The organism is Polaromonas sp. P1_E11 (assembly GCF_056405995.1).
Genome location: NZ_JBFUBA010000001.1, coordinates 1,084,247 through 1,101,984, shown reverse-complemented (window position 1 = coordinate 1,101,984; position 17,738 = coordinate 1,084,247). Strand labels below are relative to the sequence as shown.

11 protein-coding genes and 1 tRNA gene are annotated in these 17,738 nt (G+C 62.7%); 8 read left to right on the top strand and 4 right to left on the bottom strand.

The features are described from left to right. The first annotated feature begins 10 nt into the window (after positions 1-10). From AC1D11_RS05405 to AC1D11_RS05385, 5 genes are all read left to right on the top strand, one after another. Entirely contained in the window at positions 11-940 is a 930-nt protein-coding gene (locus AC1D11_RS05405; protein WP_477647333.1) for a branched-chain amino acid ABC transporter permease, read from the top strand. 34 nt (positions 941-974) lie between these two features. Further along, positions 975-2,093 (top strand): ABC transporter permease subunit, encoded by a 1,119-nt coding sequence (locus tag AC1D11_RS05400; protein WP_477647332.1) that lies wholly within the window; start codon positions 975-977, stop codon positions 2,091-2,093. A gap of 11 nt (positions 2,094-2,104) precedes the next feature. Beyond that, entirely contained in the window at positions 2,105-2,872 is a 768-nt protein-coding gene (locus tag AC1D11_RS05395) for an ABC transporter ATP-binding protein (RefSeq protein ID WP_477647331.1), read from the top strand. 14 nt (positions 2,873-2,886) lie between these two features. Then, the gene (locus tag AC1D11_RS05390; RefSeq protein ID WP_457279484.1) at positions 2,887-3,603 is read left to right on the top strand and encodes an ABC transporter ATP-binding protein; all 717 of its coding nucleotides are present in this window, start codon (positions 2,887-2,889) and stop codon (positions 3,601-3,603) included. Positions 3,604-3,764: 161 nt separating this feature from the next. Further along, a complete protein-coding gene (locus tag AC1D11_RS05385) occupies positions 3,765-4,154 on the top strand; it encodes a DUF2845 domain-containing protein (protein ID WP_477647330.1) in 390 nt (129 codons plus the stop codon). Positions 4,155-4,490: 336 nt separating this feature from the next. Here the strand turns inward: AC1D11_RS05385 and AC1D11_RS05380 are convergent, their stop codons facing one another. Together AC1D11_RS05380 and AC1D11_RS05375 are read right to left on the bottom strand one after the other, a co-directional pair. Continuing rightward, positions 4,491-5,492, bottom strand: coding sequence for a Bug family tripartite tricarboxylate transporter substrate binding protein (locus AC1D11_RS05380; protein WP_477647329.1), 1,002 nt, complete (start codon positions 5,490-5,492; stop codon positions 4,491-4,493). Between the two features lie 142 nt (positions 5,493-5,634). Continuing rightward, positions 5,635-6,687, bottom strand: coding sequence for a CDP-6-deoxy-delta-3,4-glucoseen reductase (locus AC1D11_RS05375; protein WP_477647328.1), 1,053 nt, complete (start codon positions 6,685-6,687; stop codon positions 5,635-5,637). Between the two features lie 60 nt (positions 6,688-6,747). Between AC1D11_RS05375 and AC1D11_RS05370 the strand changes: the two genes are divergently transcribed. From AC1D11_RS05370 to AC1D11_RS05360, 3 genes are all read left to right on the top strand, one after another. Beyond that, complete coding sequence (locus tag AC1D11_RS05370; RefSeq protein ID WP_477647327.1) at positions 6,748-7,674, top strand: SDR family oxidoreductase; 927 nt, start codon at positions 6,748-6,750, stop codon at positions 7,672-7,674. A 300-nt stretch (positions 7,675-7,974) separates the two neighbouring features. Then, positions 7,975-14,445, top strand: coding sequence for a YDG domain-containing protein (locus AC1D11_RS05365; protein ID WP_477651427.1), 6,471 nt, complete (start codon positions 7,975-7,977; stop codon positions 14,443-14,445). 26 nt (positions 14,446-14,471) lie between these two features. Next, positions 14,472-16,163, top strand: coding sequence for a ShlB/FhaC/HecB family hemolysin secretion/activation protein (locus AC1D11_RS05360; RefSeq protein WP_477647325.1), 1,692 nt, complete (start codon positions 14,472-14,474; stop codon positions 16,161-16,163). A 133-nt stretch (positions 16,164-16,296) separates the two neighbouring features. Here the strand turns inward: AC1D11_RS05360 and AC1D11_RS05355 are convergent, their stop codons facing one another. Next, positions 16,297-17,355 (bottom strand): S1C family serine protease, encoded by a 1,059-nt coding sequence (locus AC1D11_RS05355; protein ID WP_477647324.1) that lies wholly within the window; start codon positions 17,353-17,355, stop codon positions 16,297-16,299. A 291-nt stretch (positions 17,356-17,646) separates the two neighbouring features. Continuing rightward, positions 17,647-17,731: transfer RNA gene (locus AC1D11_RS05350), tRNA-Leu, on the bottom strand. Between the last annotated feature and the right edge of the window lie 7 nt (positions 17,732-17,738).

Genomic DNA, 17,738 nt, shown 5'->3' with positions numbered 1-17,738 from the left:
AGAGTGAGTTATGGAAGTTTTGCTACAGCAGATCATCAATGGTCTGGTGCTGGGCAGCATGTATGCCTTGATCGCCTTGGGCTACACCATGGTGTACGGCATCATCAACCTGATTAACTTCGCACACGGCGAAGTACTGATGGTGGGGGCTTTGACCAGCTGGACCATCATCGGCCTGATGCAGGATTCCATGCCGGGCACGCCGGGCTGGATTATTTTGCTGATTTCGCTGCTGATCGCCTTTGTGGTGTGCGGGGCCCTCAATTTCGCGATTGAAAAAATCGCCTACCGGCCGCTGCGAAATTCCCCCAAACTGGCCCCGCTGATCACCGCCATCGGTATGTCGCTGCTGCTGCAGACCCTGGCCATGATCATCTGGAAGCCCAACTACAAACCCTATCCCACGCTGTTGCCTTCCGAGCCCTTCCAGGTCGGCGGCGCCGTCATCACCGTGACCCAGCTCTTCATCCTGGGCGCAACCGTTGTCTCCCTTTCTGTCCTCATGTGGCTGGTTCATTACACCAAGCTGGGCCGCGCCATGCGTGCCACCGCTGAAAACCCCCGCGTCGCGGCGCTCATGGGCGTGCGCCCCGATACCGTCATCTCGGCCACCTTCATCATCGGCGCCATCCTTGCTGCGCTGGCCGGCGTCATGTACGCCTCCAACTACGGCACGGTGCAGCACACCATGGGCTTCCTGCCCGGTCTGAAGGCCTTTACGGCGGCTGTGTTCGGCGGCATCGGCAACCTGGGCGGCGCGGTGCTTGGCGGCATTTTGCTGGGCCTGATCGAATCCATCGGCGCCGGCTACATCGGCCCGGCGACGGGCGGCGTGCTGGGCAGCCAGTACTCCGACATCTTTGCTTTCATCGTGCTGATTTTTGTGCTCACGCTGCGGCCTTCAGGCTTGCTCGGTGAGCGTGTAGCGGACCGGGCGTGACGCCGCGTCCATCCGGTACACAAGGAGAACAATCATGAATTCTGTCAAATCGAAAAAACTCATTACCTTCCTGATCGTCGCGGCGGCACTGCTGGTGCTGCCGCTGATCCTGCAGCAGGGCGGCAACGCCTGGGTGCGCATTGTCGACATGGCGCTGCTCTATGTGCTGCTGGCCCTGGGCCTGAACATCGTGGTCGGCTACGCCGGCCTGCTGGATCTGGGGTATGTCGCGTTCTTCGCGGTCGGTGCCTACCTGTTCGCGCTGCTCGGCTCGCCGCATCTGGCCGACGCCTTTCCCTGGATTGCAGCGCAGTTTCCGAACGGGCTGCATTTGCCGATCTGGGCCATCATCCCGATGGCCGCGGCGCTGGCGGGCTTTTTCGGCGTGGTGCTGGGCGCGCCGACCCTCAAGCTGCGCGGCGACTACCTCGCCATCGTGACACTGGGCTTCGGTGAAATCATCCGCGTGTTCCTGAACAACCTGGACCGCCCCATCAATCTGACCAACGGCCCCAAGGGCATCAACCAGATCGACTCGATGAAGTTCTTCGGATTCGATCTGGGCAAGCCGCATGAGTTTTTCGGCTTCGAGGTCAACTCGGTGTCGATGTACTACTACCTCTTCCTGGTGCTGGTGATCGTCTCGGTTGTGGTTTGCCACCGCCTGGAAAATTCCCGCATCGGCCGCGCCTGGATGGCTATCCGCGAAGACGAAATCGCCGCCAAGGCCATGGGCATCAACACCCGCAACCTGAAGTTGCTGGCCTTCGGCATGGGCGCCACCTTCGGTGGTGTGTCAGGCTCCATGTTTGCCGCCTTCCAGGGTTTCGTGTCTCCCGAGTCATTCAGCCTGATGGAGTCGGTCATGATCGTCGCCATGGTGGTGCTGGGAGGCATCGGCCATTTGCCCGGCGTCATCCTGGGTGCCTTGCTGCTGGCCGCGCTGCCTGAAGTGCTGCGCCATGTGGCCGGCCCGCTGCAGGCCATGACCGACGGCCGGCTCGACTCCGCCATCCTGCGCCAGTTGCTGATCGCACTGGCCATGATCAGCGTCATGCTGATGCGTCCGCGCGGCCTGTGGCCCGCTTCCGAGCACGGCAAGTCGCTGAACAAGCCCGTCGGCCCGGACCCTATCCAGTCAATCAACCCCTAAGGAGAATGGACATGAGCGAAACCATTCTTAAAGTTTCGGGTGTCTCCAAACGCTTCGGCGGTTTGCAGGCCCTTTCCGATGTCGGCATCCATATCGAGCGTGGCCAGGTGTATGGCCTGATCGGTCCCAACGGCGCCGGTAAAACCACCTTCTTCAATGTGTTGACGGGCCTTTACACACCCGACAGCGGCACCTTCGAGCTCGCCGGCAAGCCCTACAAGCCTACGGCGGTGCACGAAGTGGCCAAGGCCGGCATTGCCCGCACCTTCCAGAACATCCGCCTGTTTGCCGACATGACGGCGCTTGAGAACGTGATGGTCGGGCGGCACATCCGCACCAACTCGGGCTTGATCGGCGCCGTGCTGCGCACACCGGGCTTCAAGCAGGAAGAAGCGGCGATTGCCAAGCGTTCGCAGGAGTTGCTCGACTACGTGGGCATCGGCAAATACGCCGATTTCAAGGCTCGCACGCTGAGCTACGGTGACCAGCGCCGCCTGGAAATTGCCCGGGCCCTGGCAACCGACCCGCAGCTGATCGCGCTGGACGAGCCGGCCGCCGGCATGAACGCGACCGAAAAAGTGCAACTGCGCGAGCTGATCGACCGGATCCGCAAGGACAACCGCACCATCCTGCTGATCGAGCACGACGTGAAGCTGGTCATGGGCCTGTGCGACCGGGTCACTGTGCTCGACTACGGTAAGCAGATCGCCGAAGGCGCGCCCGCGGACGTACAAAAAGACGAAAAAGTGATCACCGCCTATCTGGGCACAGGTCATTGAAGGAAAGCAAGAACATGGCAAACACACTCCTTAAAGTGACCGGCCTGAAGGTCGCCTACGGCGGCATCCAGGCGGTCAAGGGCGTTGACTTCGAAGTCAACGACGGCGAACTGGTCACATTGATCGGCTCCAACGGCGCCGGCAAGACCACCACCATGAAAGCCATCACCGGCACGCTGCCGATGTTGGGCGGCGACATTGAATACCTGGGCAAGAGCATCAAGGGCCGCGGCGCCTGGGATCTGGTGAAGGAAGGCCTGGCCATGGTGCCGGAAGGCCGCGGCGTCTTCACCCGCATGACCATCACCGAAAACCTGCAGATGGGCGCTTACATCCGTAGCGACAAGGCGGGCATCGCCGAAGACATGGAAAAGATGTTTGTGCTGTTTCCCCGTCTGCGTGAACGCAAGGACCAGCTGGCCGGCACCATGTCGGGCGGCGAACAGCAGATGCTGGCCATGGGCCGCGCGTTGATGAGCCGGCCCAAGGTGCTGCTGCTGGACGAGCCTTCCATGGGACTGTCGCCCATCATGGTCGACAAGATCTTCGAAGTGGTCAAGGACGTTTCAGCCCGCGGCGTGACGGTGCTGCTGGTTGAGCAGAACGCCAGCCGCGCGCTCGGCATTGCCAACCGCGGCTATGTCATGGAGTCGGGCAACGTCACCATGAACGGTGACGCGAAAGCGCTACTGAACGATCCGCGCGTCAGGGCCGCTTACCTCGGCGAATAAGTGAGCGCCCGCTGGCCGGCAGGCGCCGCGGGACGCGCGTTACCCCGTAAATCTGACCAGCCGGCGCAAGGCATAAATGCCTTGCGGCGCCAAATATTTACGCATAAAGTTCGAAAGGTGCGCACCACGCGCACCCTTGTTGAACCTGGGGGAAGCCAAAAATGAACCAGTATGTTGTCCGCACTGCTGTCGTGATGTTCGCCTTTCTGGCCTCATCTTTTTTCACCGGGGCTTCGGCCCAGTCACTGCGCTGCAAGGGCGACCTGGCGCAGATCGGCAATTCCAAAGGCACGATCCTGCAAAAATGCGGCGAGCCTGTCATGAAAGACACGTTCTGCAAAGCCACGCCTGACGCAGTGCCCAGCTCGACCGTCGTGACGCCAAATACCGCAGGTTCCACCGCCAGCACCACCACCAACGTGACGATCAATACCTGCCAGCAGGTGGAAGAGTGGACTTACAACCCGGGTTACGGGCAGTTCATGACCATGTTGCTGTTTGAGGGCGGTTCCCTGAAGAGCATTCGATACGGGGATCGCGTAACCCGCTGAGCCCCCACGGTGGTGATGAAGCCCCCACGGTCGCTCACTGCGTGTAGCTCCCTGCCCCCCGAGGGGGCCGCCCGCCCTACGGCCCGGCAAAGCCGGTTCCGGGGCTCATGCTGGGTTTAAGAATTCTTTGGGCACTATCGGCGGAGGTATTCACCAGTGGGTGCCGCGGAACCGGCTTTGCCGGGCCGCAGGCACCGTCCCCTGCAAGGGGAAACGGGCTACACGCAGTGAGCCCGATAGGGGTGTGCCAATTTTTCGGCTTCGCCGGCCCCAGGCGCCGCCCCCTGAGGGGGGAACAGGCTACACGCAGTGAGCCTGGAAGGGGGTGGACCTATTTCAGTCCACCTTCGCGCCTGACGCCTTCACCACTTTTTCATACTTCGCCATTTCGCTTTTCATGAAGGCGCCGAACTGCTCGGGCGTGTTGCCTACGGGTTCCGCCATCAGTGTGGCAAAGCGGGTTTTGGCTTCGGGTGAATTCAGCGCGGCGACGAATGCCTGGTTGAGTTTGGCGATCACGTCTTTCGGGGTGCCCGCAGGTGCCACCAGTCCCCACCAGGTGTCGATCTCAAAACCCTTGAGCGTCTCAGCCACTGTAGGCACATCGGGCAGCATGGCGCTGCGCTTGGCCGTGGTGACCGCAAGCGCCTTGAGTTTGCCGGCCTTGATGTTGGCGGACGCCGTGGCCAGGTTGTCAAAGTTGTAGTCCACCTGGCCGCTCAGCAGCGCCAGTTGCGCCGGGTTGCCGCCGTTGTAGGGAATGTGCAGCGCGAAGATGCCGGCCTGCGCCTTGAACATTTCGCCGGCAAGGTGCCCGGCGCTGCCGTTGCCGCCGCTGGCGTAATTGAGCTTGGCCGGGTTGGCTTTGGCGTACTTGATCAGGTCGGTCAGCGTGTTGATGTTCAGGCGCCGCGCAGAGTCGGCGTTGATCACCAGCACATTGGGCACGCGCACCAGCTGTGTGATGGGCGCAAAGTCGGTCGCCGCGTTGTACGGCATCTTGCTGTAAAGCCAGGGGTTGATGGCGTGCGTGGCGACGGCGGAAATGCCGATCGTCATGCCGTCGGGCTGCGCCTTGGCAATCGCATCGACACCAATGTTGCCGCCGCCGCCGGGTTTGTTTTCAATGATGACCGGGCCCAGCGTGTCCTTGACGCGTTCGGCCATCAGGCGGGCCGTCACGTCAATCGGGCCACCGGCTGCATACGGCACGATGATGCGCATGACTTTGGGCTGGGCGTGTGCCAGGGGGGCTGACAGTGCCACGCCGGCAATGAAAAGGACACCCAGGCATTTACCGGGCAGGGAAGTGAAAAGGGAAACGGGTCGAATGTTCATGCTTCGTATTGTTGCAAATAATCGGGTCTCGCTGGCCTGCAGCGAATCCGGTTTTTCCTGAGCCGGGCGCATTCCCATAAAAAAGCCCCGGCTGACGCATCAGCCGGGGCGCTTCTTTTTTTGTCGAGTGTGTATGCGCCGTTCAGGTCTCGGCGGGTACGGAAGCCTGTGCCTTCTCTTTCTCCGTCACGAAAGAGTCGGCATAAAACTCGTCGTCCGGCAATCCCGCAGTCGTGTACGCGGCCTTGGCTGAGTCCACGACGATCGGCGCGCCGCAGGCGTATACCTGATAGCCCGACAGGTCGGAAAAGTCTTCCAGCACGGCCTGGTGGACAAAGCCGGTGCGGCCCGTCCAGTTGTCTTCAGGCAGCGCGTTGGAAATCACCGGGACATAGCGCAGATTCGGCATTTCCGCGGTCTTGGCCCTGACCCATTCGTCCATGTACAAATCGGCCGGGCGGCGGCCTCCCCAGTACAGCACGGCCGGGCGCGTGATGCCCTTGTGTTGCAGATGCTCGATCAGCGCCTTGATGGGCGCAAAGCCGGTGCCCGAGGCCAGCAGCACCATGGGTTTGTCGCTGTCTTCGCGCAGGTAAAAGCTGCCGAAAGGGCCCTCGATGCGCAGGATTTCCTTTTCCTTCATGGGGCCGAACACATGCTCGGTGAATTTGCCGCCCGGCATGTGGCGAATGTGCAGCTCGACGCCCGGGTTGTCGGCCTGGGTGTGCGGCGCATTGCCCATCGAATACGCGCGGCGGTCGCCGTCGCGCAGCAAAAATTCCACGTACTGGCCAGCGTGGTATTTGAAGACATCACTGGCCGGCAATTGCAGCCGCACCAGCATCACGTCGTGCGAGGCCTTGGCCAGGCTGTTGACGCGCACCGGCATTTTCTTGACCGGGAAGGCGCTTTCATCCGTGACGTGGCGTGATTCGAGGACGATATCGCTCGTCGCCCTGGCGCTGCAGGTCAGGATGAAGCCGTTCGCCTCTTCCTCGGGTGACATGGCCTTGACCTGGTGCGCGCCATGGAGGACGGTGCCCTCCAGCTTTTTGGACTTGCAGGAGCCGCAGGCGCCGTCCTTGCAGCCATAGGGCAGGCCGATGCCCTGGCGAATGGCGGCTGCCAGCAGCGGTTCATCCGCCTCGGCGATGAATGTCCGGCCACTGGGTTGCACGGTCACGTTAAAGCTCATATTCGGTATCCTTGCGGTATCTGTTCTCGACTCGGCCGGTTTCCCCGGCAACCCCCAATTTTGCCCTCAAACCTGAACCCCCTAGGCGCGCTGCCTTTCCGCTTCCGCCGCGAGCGGGTTTTGATCGTCGGTTGCGGCGATGTCGGCCTGCGCGTGGCCCGCCTGCTGCCGCGCAATGTCCGCCTGATGGCGCTGACCTCGTCGCCGGAACGCTCGCCGGCTCTACGCGCAAAGCGCATCACGCCGCTGCAAGGCAACCTGGACGACGCTGCCTCCCTGCGGCGCCTTGCCGGGCTGGCTACGCGGGTGGTGCACCTGGCGCCGCCGCCCGGCGACCAACCCGACTGGCATACCGACCCACGGACACTGGCGCTGCTGCGCGCCCTGCGCCTGCGCAGCCTGCCGCAATCGCTGGTGTACGGCTCCACCAGCGGGGTGTATGGCGACTGCGGCGGCGAATGGGTGCGCGAAACGCGGCCATTGAGTCCCCACACACCGCGTGCCCAGCGGCGTGTGCATGCCGAGGCGCATCTGCGGCTTTTCGGCCGGGCCACCGGCACCCGTGTGCACCTGCTGCGCATCCCGGGTATCTATGCGCCCGACCGCGAAGGCGGCACGCCGCGTGGCCGGCTGCTCAAGCGCACACCCGTGCTGCGTGCCGAAGACGACGTTTACACCAACCATATCCACGCTGACGACCTGGCCCGTGCCTGCCTGGCGGCGCTGTGGCGCGGCAAGCCCCAGCGCGTCAGCAATGCCAATGACGACACGCAGCTGAAGATGGGCGACTATTTCGACCTGGCGGCGGACCTCTACGGCCTGCCGCGGCCGCCCCGCCTGGCACGGGGCACGGCACAGGAAGAGTTGCCACTGATGCTGCTGAGCTTCATGAGCGAGTCGCGCCGGCTGGACAACACCCGCCTGAAGCAGGAGCTGCGGCTTCGTTTGCGCTACCCGACAGTAGCGCTCGGCCTGCGCGATCGTTGAGCGCGCCGGGCGCGCGGTGCGGCGTAGTGAATGCCGTTGACCCCCCGAAATGAAAACGGGCTGCATCATGCAGCCCGTTTTCATTTGTGTGTATTTTTTTGGCAACAGCGCTGCGGTCGAATGTTACAACCAAAGCGGTAACAAATTGAAACCAATACTGTCGACCTACGCACGTTTCTATTAACTGCAAAAAGAACTTTTTTTTACCTGATGTGCCTTGATTCCATTGTGAATACTATTAACCCGAGTGCCCCTTTTCTTGCAATCGACTGACGCAAAGGGACTCGCGGGATGTGAAAAATGCACAGAAAAAGCTCGAAAAATTCGCGTGCGGCAGCGCAAGTTGTAACAAATATCGACTGGTGCGCACCCACTGCGGCACCGCCGTTTTCTGATGCACCGGGGCGGATGGCCGGCAGCGCCGCAGGCAGATGGACCCTGCGCAAGCCCGTAACGGCTGTTTTGCTGCTGGGAGCGGCAACAGCGCAGGCCGGACCAGTGGACGGCCAGGTCACTTCGGGCGCAGCCAGCATCTCGCAGAGCGGCTCCGCTACCACCATCAATCAATCCAGCCAGAACGCTTCGCTGACCTGGAAGAGCTTTAACGTAGGTGCGCAGGAAAGCGTGAACTTCGTGCAGCCTTCGGCCAGCGCGATTGCGGTCAACCGCATCCTGGACACCCATGGCAGCCAGATCCTGGGCCAGCTCAATGCCAACGGGCAGGTCTTCCTGATCAACCCCAATGGCATCCTGTTTGGCGCCGGCGCCCAGGTCAATGTGGGCGGGCTGGTGGCGTCGACGCTGGATGTCAAGGATGCGGACCTGAGCAACGGAAAGCGCAGCTTCAGCGGCGCAGGCGCAGGCAGTGTGGTCAACCAGGGCCGCATCAATGCTGCCACGGGCGGCTACGTTGCACTGGTCGGCAATACCGTGCGCAACCAGGGCACCATCAACGCCCCGCAGGGCAGCGTGGCGCTGGCGGCAGGCAGCGCGGCTACTTTGACCTTCCAGGGCAACCAGCTGCTCAAGATCGAGGTGGACCAGAGCGTTCTCAACAGCCTGGCCGAGAACGGCGGATTGATTCTGGCTGACGGCGGGCAGGCGCTGATGAGCGCCGGTGCCAAGGATTCCCTGCTGGCCAGCGCAGTCAACAACACCGGGGTGATCCAGGCGCGCACCGTGGAAAACCGCAGCGGCACCATCATCCTGCTGGGCGGCATGGCCGCCGGCACCGCCAACATTGCGGGCACGCTGGACGCTTCGGCGCCCAACGGCGGCAACGGCGGCTTTGTGGAAACCTCGGGCGCGCAGGTGAACATTGCCGACGGCGCCCGGATCACCACGGGGGCCCCCGCCGGTAACAGCGGCACCTGGCTGATCGACCCGGTGGATTTCACCATCGCTGCTGCGGGCGGGAACATCACGGGTGCGGCCCTGAGTGCCAACCTGGCCTCAGGTAACGTCGTCATCCAGAGCAGCAGCGGGAACACGGGCACAGCGGGCGACGTCAACGTCAACGACGTGGTGAGCTGGAGCATCAACCAGCTGACGCTCAACGCGCAGAACAACATCAACATCAACGCCAACCTCAACGCATCGGGCACCGGCAAGCTGGCGCTGGAATACGGCCAGGGCAATACCAACGGCATCACCAACTCTTACAACTTCAACAACGGCGCGAAGATCAATTTGCCGGCAGGCAACAATTTCAGCACCAAGCAAGGCAGCAACGGTACCCCCGTCGCCTATACGGTGATCACTGACCTGGGCACCGCAACCAGCACCAGCGGCACAGATTTACAGGGCATGAGCGGCAATCTCAACGGTCGCTACGCACTGGGCGCTGACATCGACGCCTCGCCAACCAGCGCCTGGAACGGCGGCAGTGGATTCGAACCGCTGGGCAACAACCTGGCGCAGTTCAGTGGCATCCTGGACGGTTTGGGCCACACCATTTCCGGCCTCACTATCAACCGGCCCACCGCCACCTACGTCGGTCTGTTCGGCTATGTAGGCGCTTCGGGGCGAATCAACAATCTGGGCTTGGCCGGCGGCAGCGTCACGGGCCAAACCAAAGTCGGCGCGTTGGCCGGGTGGAGCAATGGCAATATCACCAACAGCTACGCCAGCACCTCAGTGACCGGCTCCGGATCCGAGGCTGGTGGGCTGGTGGGGACCAGCCAGGGCGTAATCCGCAACAGCCACGCCAGCGGCGCGGTGATCGGCTCGTTCATTGTGGGCGGGCTGGTTGGCTGGAACCAGGGCCTTATCAGCGACAGCTATGCCACCGGCTCTGTCGGCGCATCGAGTTCGCGGGTTGGCGGGCTGGTGGGCGACATGCTCAACGGCGGAAGCGTCAGCAATAGCTACGCCAGCGGCAACGTCACCAGCACCGGCCAGGATGTCGGCGGGCTCGTGGGGTATTGGGACAGCAATGGCACCGCCAATGTTGTGATCAGCAATAGTTATGCGAGTGGCACGGTGTCCGGCACCACGAATGTCGGCGGCCTGGTGGGCTATAAGTTCAATGCTGGTGGCACCATCAACAACAGCTACGCGACCGGGGCCGTGAGCGGCACCAGCAACCTGGGTGGGCTGGTCGGCTTGTGGGACGCCGGGACGGCGATCAACAACAGTTTCTGGGACACCGTCACAACCGGGCGGGCCACCAGCTCGGGCGGCGGCATGGGCATGACCACAGCCCAGATGCAACAACAGGCCAATTTCAGCTCGGCCACGGCTGCCAACGGCAACGTCAACCCGAACTGGGATTTCACCAGCGTCTGGCGTATTTATGAGGGAAATAGCCGCCCCCTGCTCAAGGCACTCATGAAGGCCACCACGGTCACCGTCGGCAGTACCAGCAAGACCTACGACAGGCTGTCCTGGAATGGTGGAACCGGTGTCAGTTGCTTCAACGTGGCCTGCGGCAGCTTGTCGGGAAGCATCAGTTTCGGCGGAACCGCCCAGGGCGCGGTCAATGCCGGAAGCTATACGGTGACAGCGTCCGGCCTGTATTCCAACCAGCAGGGCTACGACATCAGTTACGCCAATGGCACGCTGACAGTGAATCCCGCCAGCTTGACGGTCACAGGTGTAGGCGCAAACAGCAAGGTGTATGACGCCGGCACCACCGCCACCCTCAACGGCACGGCCAGCGTAACAGCCATTGCCGGCGACACGGTGAGCGTGGCCGGCACCGGCAGCGGTGCTTTCGCCAACAAGAACGTGGGCAACGGCAAAGCCGTGACCGTCACCGGCTATACGCTGAGCGGCGCCGATGCCGCCAACTATGTCATCGTGCAGCCCACGGGCCTGACCGCGAACATCACACCGGCCAGCGTTGTCGTTGGCGGTGTGACGATCCAGAACAAGGTGTACAACGCCAACGACGCCTCCACCATCAGCGGCACGGCCAGCGTTGCAGCTTTCGCCGGTGATACGGTGAACGTGCTCGGCACGGGCATCGGCCGGTTTGCCGACAAAAACGTGGGCAACGGCAAGGTAGTCACCGTGACCGGCTACACACTGGGCGGCGCCGATGCCGGCAACTACACCGTGGTGCAACCCACAGGGTTCACGGCCAACATCACACCGGCCAGCCTGGCCATTACGGGTGTAGGCGCGAACAACAAGGTCTACGACACCACCACCACCGCCACACTCAATGGCACGGCGGCCGTCRCGGGCCTCGCCGGTGATGTCGTGACGGTGGGCGGTACCGGCAGYGGAACCTTTGCCAACAAGAATGTGGGCAACGGCAAGGCTGTCACCGTGACCGGCTACACSTTGGGCGGTGCCGACGCCGGCAATTACACCGTGGTGCARCCYACCGCCGTTRCGGCAAACATCACRCCRGCCAGCCGCGCCGTCACGGGCGTGGGCGCGGACAACAAGGTGTACAACGCCAGTAACGCTGCCACCCTCAACGGCACGGCCGGCATTGCGGCCTTCGCAGGCGACACGGTGACGGTTAGTGGTGGCAGCGGAACGTTTGCCGACAAGAACGTGGGCAATGGCAAGGCCGTGACCGTGACCGGCTACACGCTGGGCGGAGCCGACGCCGGCAACTACACCGTGGTGCAGCCAACAGGGTTGACTGCAAATATCACACCGGCAAATTTGACGGTCACGGGCATCGGAGCAAACAACAAGGTTTACGACACCACCGCCACTGCCACGCTTAATGGAACGGCGGGGGTCACGGCTTTGGGCGGTGATGTGGTGACTGTGGGCGGCACCGGCAGCGGGGCGTTCGCCAACAAAAATGTTGGCAATGGCAAGGCTGTGACGGTGACCGGCTATACGCTGGGCGGAGCTGACGCCGGCAACTACACCGTTGTCCAGCCCACCGGCGTGACGGCAAACATCACSCCRGCCAGCCTGGCYGTCACMGGTGTGGGGGCAAACAACAAGGTKTATGACGCCGGCAATGCCGCCACCCTCACGGGTACAGCGGGAGTCACGGCGCTTGCTGGTGACACGGTGGCCCTGGGCGGCACAGGCAGCGGTACGTTCGCCAACAAAAATGTAGGCAACGGCAAGGCCGTAAATGTCACCGGCTACACCCTGAGCGGTGCTGACGCCGGCAACTACACGGTGGTGCAACCTGTTGGCGTCACGGCAAACATCACACCGGCAAGTGTGACTGTTACCGGTGTGGGGGCGAACAACAAGGTGTATGACGCCAGCAATGCCGCCACCCTCAATGGCACGGCCGCTGTGAATGCACTGGGTGGGGACGTGGTGAGTGTGAGTGGCGGCAGCGGCACGTTTGCCAACAAGAACGTGGGCAATGGCAAAGCTGTGACGGTCGCCGGCTACACCCTGGGCGGTGCTGACGCGGGCAACTACACCGTGGTGCAACCCACCGGGCTGACCGCCGACATCACGCCGGCCAGCCTGGCTGTCACGGGTGTAGGCGCAAACAACAAGGTATACGACACGACCACTGCGGCCACGCTCAATGGCACGGCCAGCGTCACGGCACTGGGGGGCGATGTCGTGACGTTGGGTGGGACCGGCAGTGGTACTTTTGCCAACAAGAATGTGGGCAATGGCAAGGCTGTGACCGTGACAGGTTACACACTGGGTGGCGCCGATGCGGGCAACTACACCGTGGTTCAGCCTGCCAGCGTCACGGCAAACATCACGCCAGCCGGCCTGACTGTCGCGGGAGTGGGGGCCAATAACAAGGTTTACGACACCACGACCACCGCGACACTCAATGGCACGGCCAGCGTTACTGCTCTTGGTGGTGACGTCGTGACAGTGGGCGGTACCGGCAGCGGCACCTTTGCCAACAAGAACGTGGGCAATGGCAAGGCTGTGACCGTGACAGGTTACACACTGAGCGGAGCCGATGCCGGCAACTACACCGTGGTGCAGCCCACCGGCGTCACGGGGAACATCACGCCTGCCACTCTTGCCGTCACGGGTGTCGGGGCAAACAACAAGGTGTATGACACCACCACCAACGCAACACTCAACGGCACGGCCAGCGTCGCGGCCCTGGGCGGTGATGTTGTAACTTTGGGGGGAGTGGGCAGCGGTACGTTTGCCAACAAGAACGTGGGAAATGGCAAGGTCGTGACCGTCACCGGCTACACCTTGGCCGGTGCTGACGCTGGCAACTACACCGTGGTGCAGCCCACTGGGGTCGCGGCCAACATCACACCGGCCAGCCTCGCGGTCACGGGTGTGGGGGCGAACAACAAGGTGTATGACACCACCACCAACGCCACGCTCAACGGCACGGCCGCTGTGGCTGCTTTGGGCGGTGATGTGGTGACTGTGGCTGGTACCGGCAGCGGTACGTTCGCCAACAAGAACGTGGGCAACGGCAAGGCCGTCGCTGTCACGGGCTACACACTGAGCGGAGCCGACGCCGGCAACTACACCGTGGTGCAGCCCACAGGTGTCACGGCAAACATCACACCGGCCAGCCTGGCTATTACGGGTGTGGGAGCCAACAACAAGGTCTACGACACCACCACCAACGCCACGCTTAACGGAACGGCGGGGGTCACAGCCCTGGGCGGTGATGTGGTGACTGTGGGTGGTACCGGCAGTGGCGCCTTCGCCAACAAAAACGTGGGCAACGGCAAGGTCGTGACCGTGACCGGCTATACGCTGGGCGGTGCCGACGCCGGCAACTACACCGTGGTGCAACCTGCAGGTGTCACGGCAAACATCACACCGGCCAGTCTGGCAGTCACCGGTGTGAATGCGCAGAACAAGGTTTTTGACGGTACGGCTGCGGCCACCTTGGGCGGTACCGCCGCTGTGGCAGCCCTGGGTGGCGATGTGGTCAGCGTCAGCGGCGGCAGCGGTGCTTTTGCCAACGCGAATGTGGGCAACGCAAAGCCCGTGACCGTGACCGGCTATACCCTGGGCGGGGTTGACGCGGCCAACTACACGGTGGTGCAACCGACCGGGCTGACGGCCTCTATCACCCCCTTGCCTGTCTCAGCCGTGCCCACAAGGGCGGGAACGCTTGGGCGGGGAGGCGCTGATGACGGTGCCGACGCCGCCATGCAACAGGCCGTGGATGGGACACGCTCCAAATCCGGCCTGATCGAGGTGTCGCCTGTCCTCCGCGTGACCCGCAGCGCAAGCTCCGATGCCTCCGGTGGAGGCGAGCTGGTGGTTTCCGGCGGGGCCGTCGAGGTGTTGCAGGATGTGGTTGCCACAGTAAGAAAAGATCCGCGCCTGCATATCGTTGACGGCGGCGTGCAGCTGCAAAACGGTGTGCTGGCCGCTCAAAAGTAAATACGGCCACCCACAAAAGTTTTCTCATGAAATGCAACGTATCCGGTAAGCAGGCTGTGCTGCTGTTGGCAGCCGCGCCCCTGTTTGCGGCCCAGGCGGCTGATCCACTGCCGGTTGATATCGGCACCATCCTCCAGCAGGTTCAGCCGTCCCAGCAAGCCGTCCCATCGCCCCGCGGAGAAAGGCCGCCCCTCAGCAATGAGGGGAATGTCCCGCCGCCACCTGCGCGTCCCGCCGTGACGGTGGATGTCAAATCGATCAACATCATCGGCAACACCCTGTTCGAGACAGCCACGCTGCATGCACTCGTGGCCGATGCCGAAGGGAAAAGCCTGACGCTTGACCAGCTCGATGAAATGGCCGCGCGCATAGGTCAGTACTACCACCGCCGGGGGCAAACCTTTGCCCGGGCCGTGGTACCTGCGCAGGTGATCCAGTCGGGCGTTGTTCGCTTTCTGGTGATTGAGGCGCGCTACGGCAAGGTCGGCGTCAACAACCAGACACGTGTGAACGACTTGCTGCTGCAGGCGACGGTAGCGCCGCTGAAAAACGGGCAGCCAGTCGACCAGGCCTTGCTGGACAAGTCCCTGCTGTTGCTGTCGGACATACCCGGTGTGGTGGTGCAGGCAACCTTAAGACCCGGCGACGGGATGGGCACCTCCGATCTGAGTATCGATACCACGCCCGGCCCGGCGGTTTCAGGAAGCCTGGTTGTGGACGACTACGGCAACACCTACACAGGAAGAGCCCGCCTGGGCGGTACGGTGTATGTCAACAACCCTTTGAAGCATGGCGATGTCCTGAGCCTGAGCGGCCTGAATTCCGGGAAGGGGCTGAACTACGGACGGGTGGGCTACGAATCATTGCTGAACGGCCAGGGCACCCGCGCAGGAGTCGCCTATTCCTTGCTGGACTACAGAATTGGCGGGTCTCTTGAGATACTTGGCGCGCATGGTTCCGCCGAAACCGGCAGCCTCTGGGGCAAGCATCCACTGGTGCGAAGCCAGACGGTCAACGTCTATGGACAGCTTCAGTACGACACGGTGCAGTTGCGCGAGCGTGTCGACGTGGCGGGAATCAAAACAGACCGGCATCTCGACTCCTGGACGTCGAGCCTGACCGGGGACTGGCGGGACACCTTGCTGTCCGGCGGGATCAACACCTGGAGCCTGGGATGGACCCGGGGCAGGGTGGTTTTTGACGCCGCGGAGGCGCAACTGGACGATGCGGCCAGCGCAAGGACGCAGGGCTGGTTTTCCAAGGCCAATCTGGGCTTCTCCCGCCTGCAGCGCCTGGGGCAAAACAGCACGCTGCATTTTTCATGGGCAGGCCAGTGGGCCAACACCAACCTCGATTCGTCGCAAAAAATGTCCGTGGGCGGGCCCTATTCGGTGCGTGCCTACGATGTGGGTGCGTTGTCGGGTGATACGGGTTACCGCACAAGCGTCGAGCTGCGTTACGACCTGGGGCAGGTTGTCGGCGGCAAGCTCCAGGCGGTCGCGTTCTGGGACGGTGCCTACCTGAAGGTCAATCAACGGCCGTGGGTGGCAGGTGCGAACAGCGCAACGCTCAGCGGAGCGGGGGTCGGCCTTGACTGGACCGGGTTTAACCAGTGGCGGGCCCGGGCCTATCTGGCCTCGCCCCTGGGGTCGACTCCCGAGCTGGTCAGGACGACAGATTCAACGCGTATGTGGACCGAAGTCGCCTACCGTTTTTGAAGGCTCCGCTGTTTGTGCCCATTCCTGGCTTGTGGGGCCAGGGCTGTCAATTCGCGTAGCCCTTGTAGTGCTATTAAATCAATAGCTGCTTGCGCCCGTCCTATCTTGGCTACAGCCTATTTTGTTGCAAAAATCAGATGCCGGCAGGCTTCTTGAGCGTCAGCATCCTGTCCTGGGGCTTGAGCACAATGGTTTTGACTTCTGCACCCTGCAGCACCGTCAGCCTGACTTCCGCGTCGGGCGCAGCACGGTCCCACAGCTTTTTATAAAAAGCTTCGAGCGTGACGACCTTGGCGTCGTCCACTGCCAGCACCACGTTGCCCGCCTCCAGCCCGGCCAGGTCCGCGGGGCTCTCCTTGCTGACCCGCAGAATCTGTATGCGCCCGCCCTGATCATTGGAGGTGATGCCCAGCCACGGCCTGCGGCTTTTCGTGCTGGCGCCTGAACGCTGCAGCTCCGCGAGGATGGGGCGCAGCAAATCGACCGGTACAAACATATTGCCCGGCAGGCGGCGGTTTTCGCCTGTGGCGTCGGACACGAGCAACGAGCCTATGCCCATCAACTCACCTTTCTGGTTGAAGAGCGGGGCGCCGCTGTGGTTGCCGCCGCTGGCCATCACGGGTGGGCTGGTGAAGAGCGCCGATTCGATGTGGTATTCCCAGTTGCCGGAGAACGCGCGCCGGCTGACCAGTCGGGTCATGCTCACGTCGCCGTCGTCATCTGCCTGCGGGCCGGTGACGGCCATCAGCGGTTCGCCCGGCTGCAGGTCTTTGCTGTTGCCCAGGGCCGCTACCCCCACTCCACGCAGCGGCAGCAGCGGGCGCAACAGCCCGAAGCCGGTGGCCAGGTCATAGGCGACGGCGCGCGCCGGCAGCGTGCGGTTGTCCTGCGTCACGATCTCTATGTGTTCGGCCTCCAGCATCAGGTAGCCGATGGTGAGGATGAGCCCATCTGGGCTGATCTGCACACCCGAGCCGGCTCGGCGCAGGCCCAGCGTTTCGGCCGAGCGTGCATCTTCCATCGCGGTGACCTTGACGCCGACCACTGCCGTTGTGGCACGGGTCAGCGCATCCATCATGGCTTGTGCCGCCGGTGGCTGCACTGTGGCCGCATGTGCAGTGGCAAGCCACGGCGCGCCGGACAGCAATAAGCTTGAAAGGAGGATGCAGAGCCACTGACGCAAGGTGCACATGACGGACTCCTGAACGGAAGGAACAACCCCCACGCAACGCAAGAATGCTCGTTATTAAATGGCGTTACAAGCAGCAGGGTCAAAAAAATCAGAGAGAAAAAGTAACAGGCCTGCGGGCCGGTATATTCCCGAACCAACCCGCTGCGACCAGCGCGTGCGCGTGCTGGTCTTGAAATTCTGGTGCCTGGCGCCGGTTTGGTGGTGGTGTTCACCAATGCCGGTTGCGTTGTGCTGGCTGCGGCGGCAAAAGAAAAAGCCGGATCGGTCTGAAACCGTCCGGCTTTCGGGATGTGGTGCCCGGGGCCGGAATCGAACCGGCACGCCTTGCGGCGGGGGATTTTGAGTCCCCTGCGTCTACCAATTTCACCACCCGGGCCGCGAGG

Excerpts from the sequence above, each read along its gene's own strand:
- AC1D11_RS05355 (WP_477647324.1), bottom strand. The coding sequence starts at position 17,355 with ATGTGCACCTTGCGTCAGTGGCTCTGCATCCTCCTTTCAAGCTTATTG.
- AC1D11_RS05360 (WP_477647325.1), top strand. The coding sequence starts at position 14,472 with ATGAAATGCAACGTATCCGGTAAGCAGGCTGTGCTGCTGTTGGCAGCC.
- AC1D11_RS05380 (WP_477647329.1), bottom strand. The coding sequence starts at position 5,492 with ATGAACATTCGACCCGTTTCCCTTTTCACTTCCCTGCCCGGTAAATGC.
- AC1D11_RS05400 (WP_477647332.1), top strand. The coding sequence starts at position 975 with ATGAATTCTGTCAAATCGAAAAAACTCATTACCTTCCTGATCGTCGCG.
- AC1D11_RS05390 (WP_457279484.1), top strand. The coding sequence starts at position 2,887 with ATGGCAAACACACTCCTTAAAGTGACCGGCCTGAAGGTCGCCTACGGC.
- AC1D11_RS05395 (WP_477647331.1), top strand. The coding sequence starts at position 2,105 with ATGAGCGAAACCATTCTTAAAGTTTCGGGTGTCTCCAAACGCTTCGGC.
- AC1D11_RS05405 (WP_477647333.1), top strand. The coding sequence starts at position 11 with ATGGAAGTTTTGCTACAGCAGATCATCAATGGTCTGGTGCTGGGCAGC.
- AC1D11_RS05385 (WP_477647330.1), top strand. The coding sequence starts at position 3,765 with ATGAACCAGTATGTTGTCCGCACTGCTGTCGTGATGTTCGCCTTTCTG.
- AC1D11_RS05375 (WP_477647328.1), bottom strand. The coding sequence starts at position 6,687 with ATGAGCTTTAACGTGACCGTGCAACCCAGTGGCCGGACATTCATCGCC.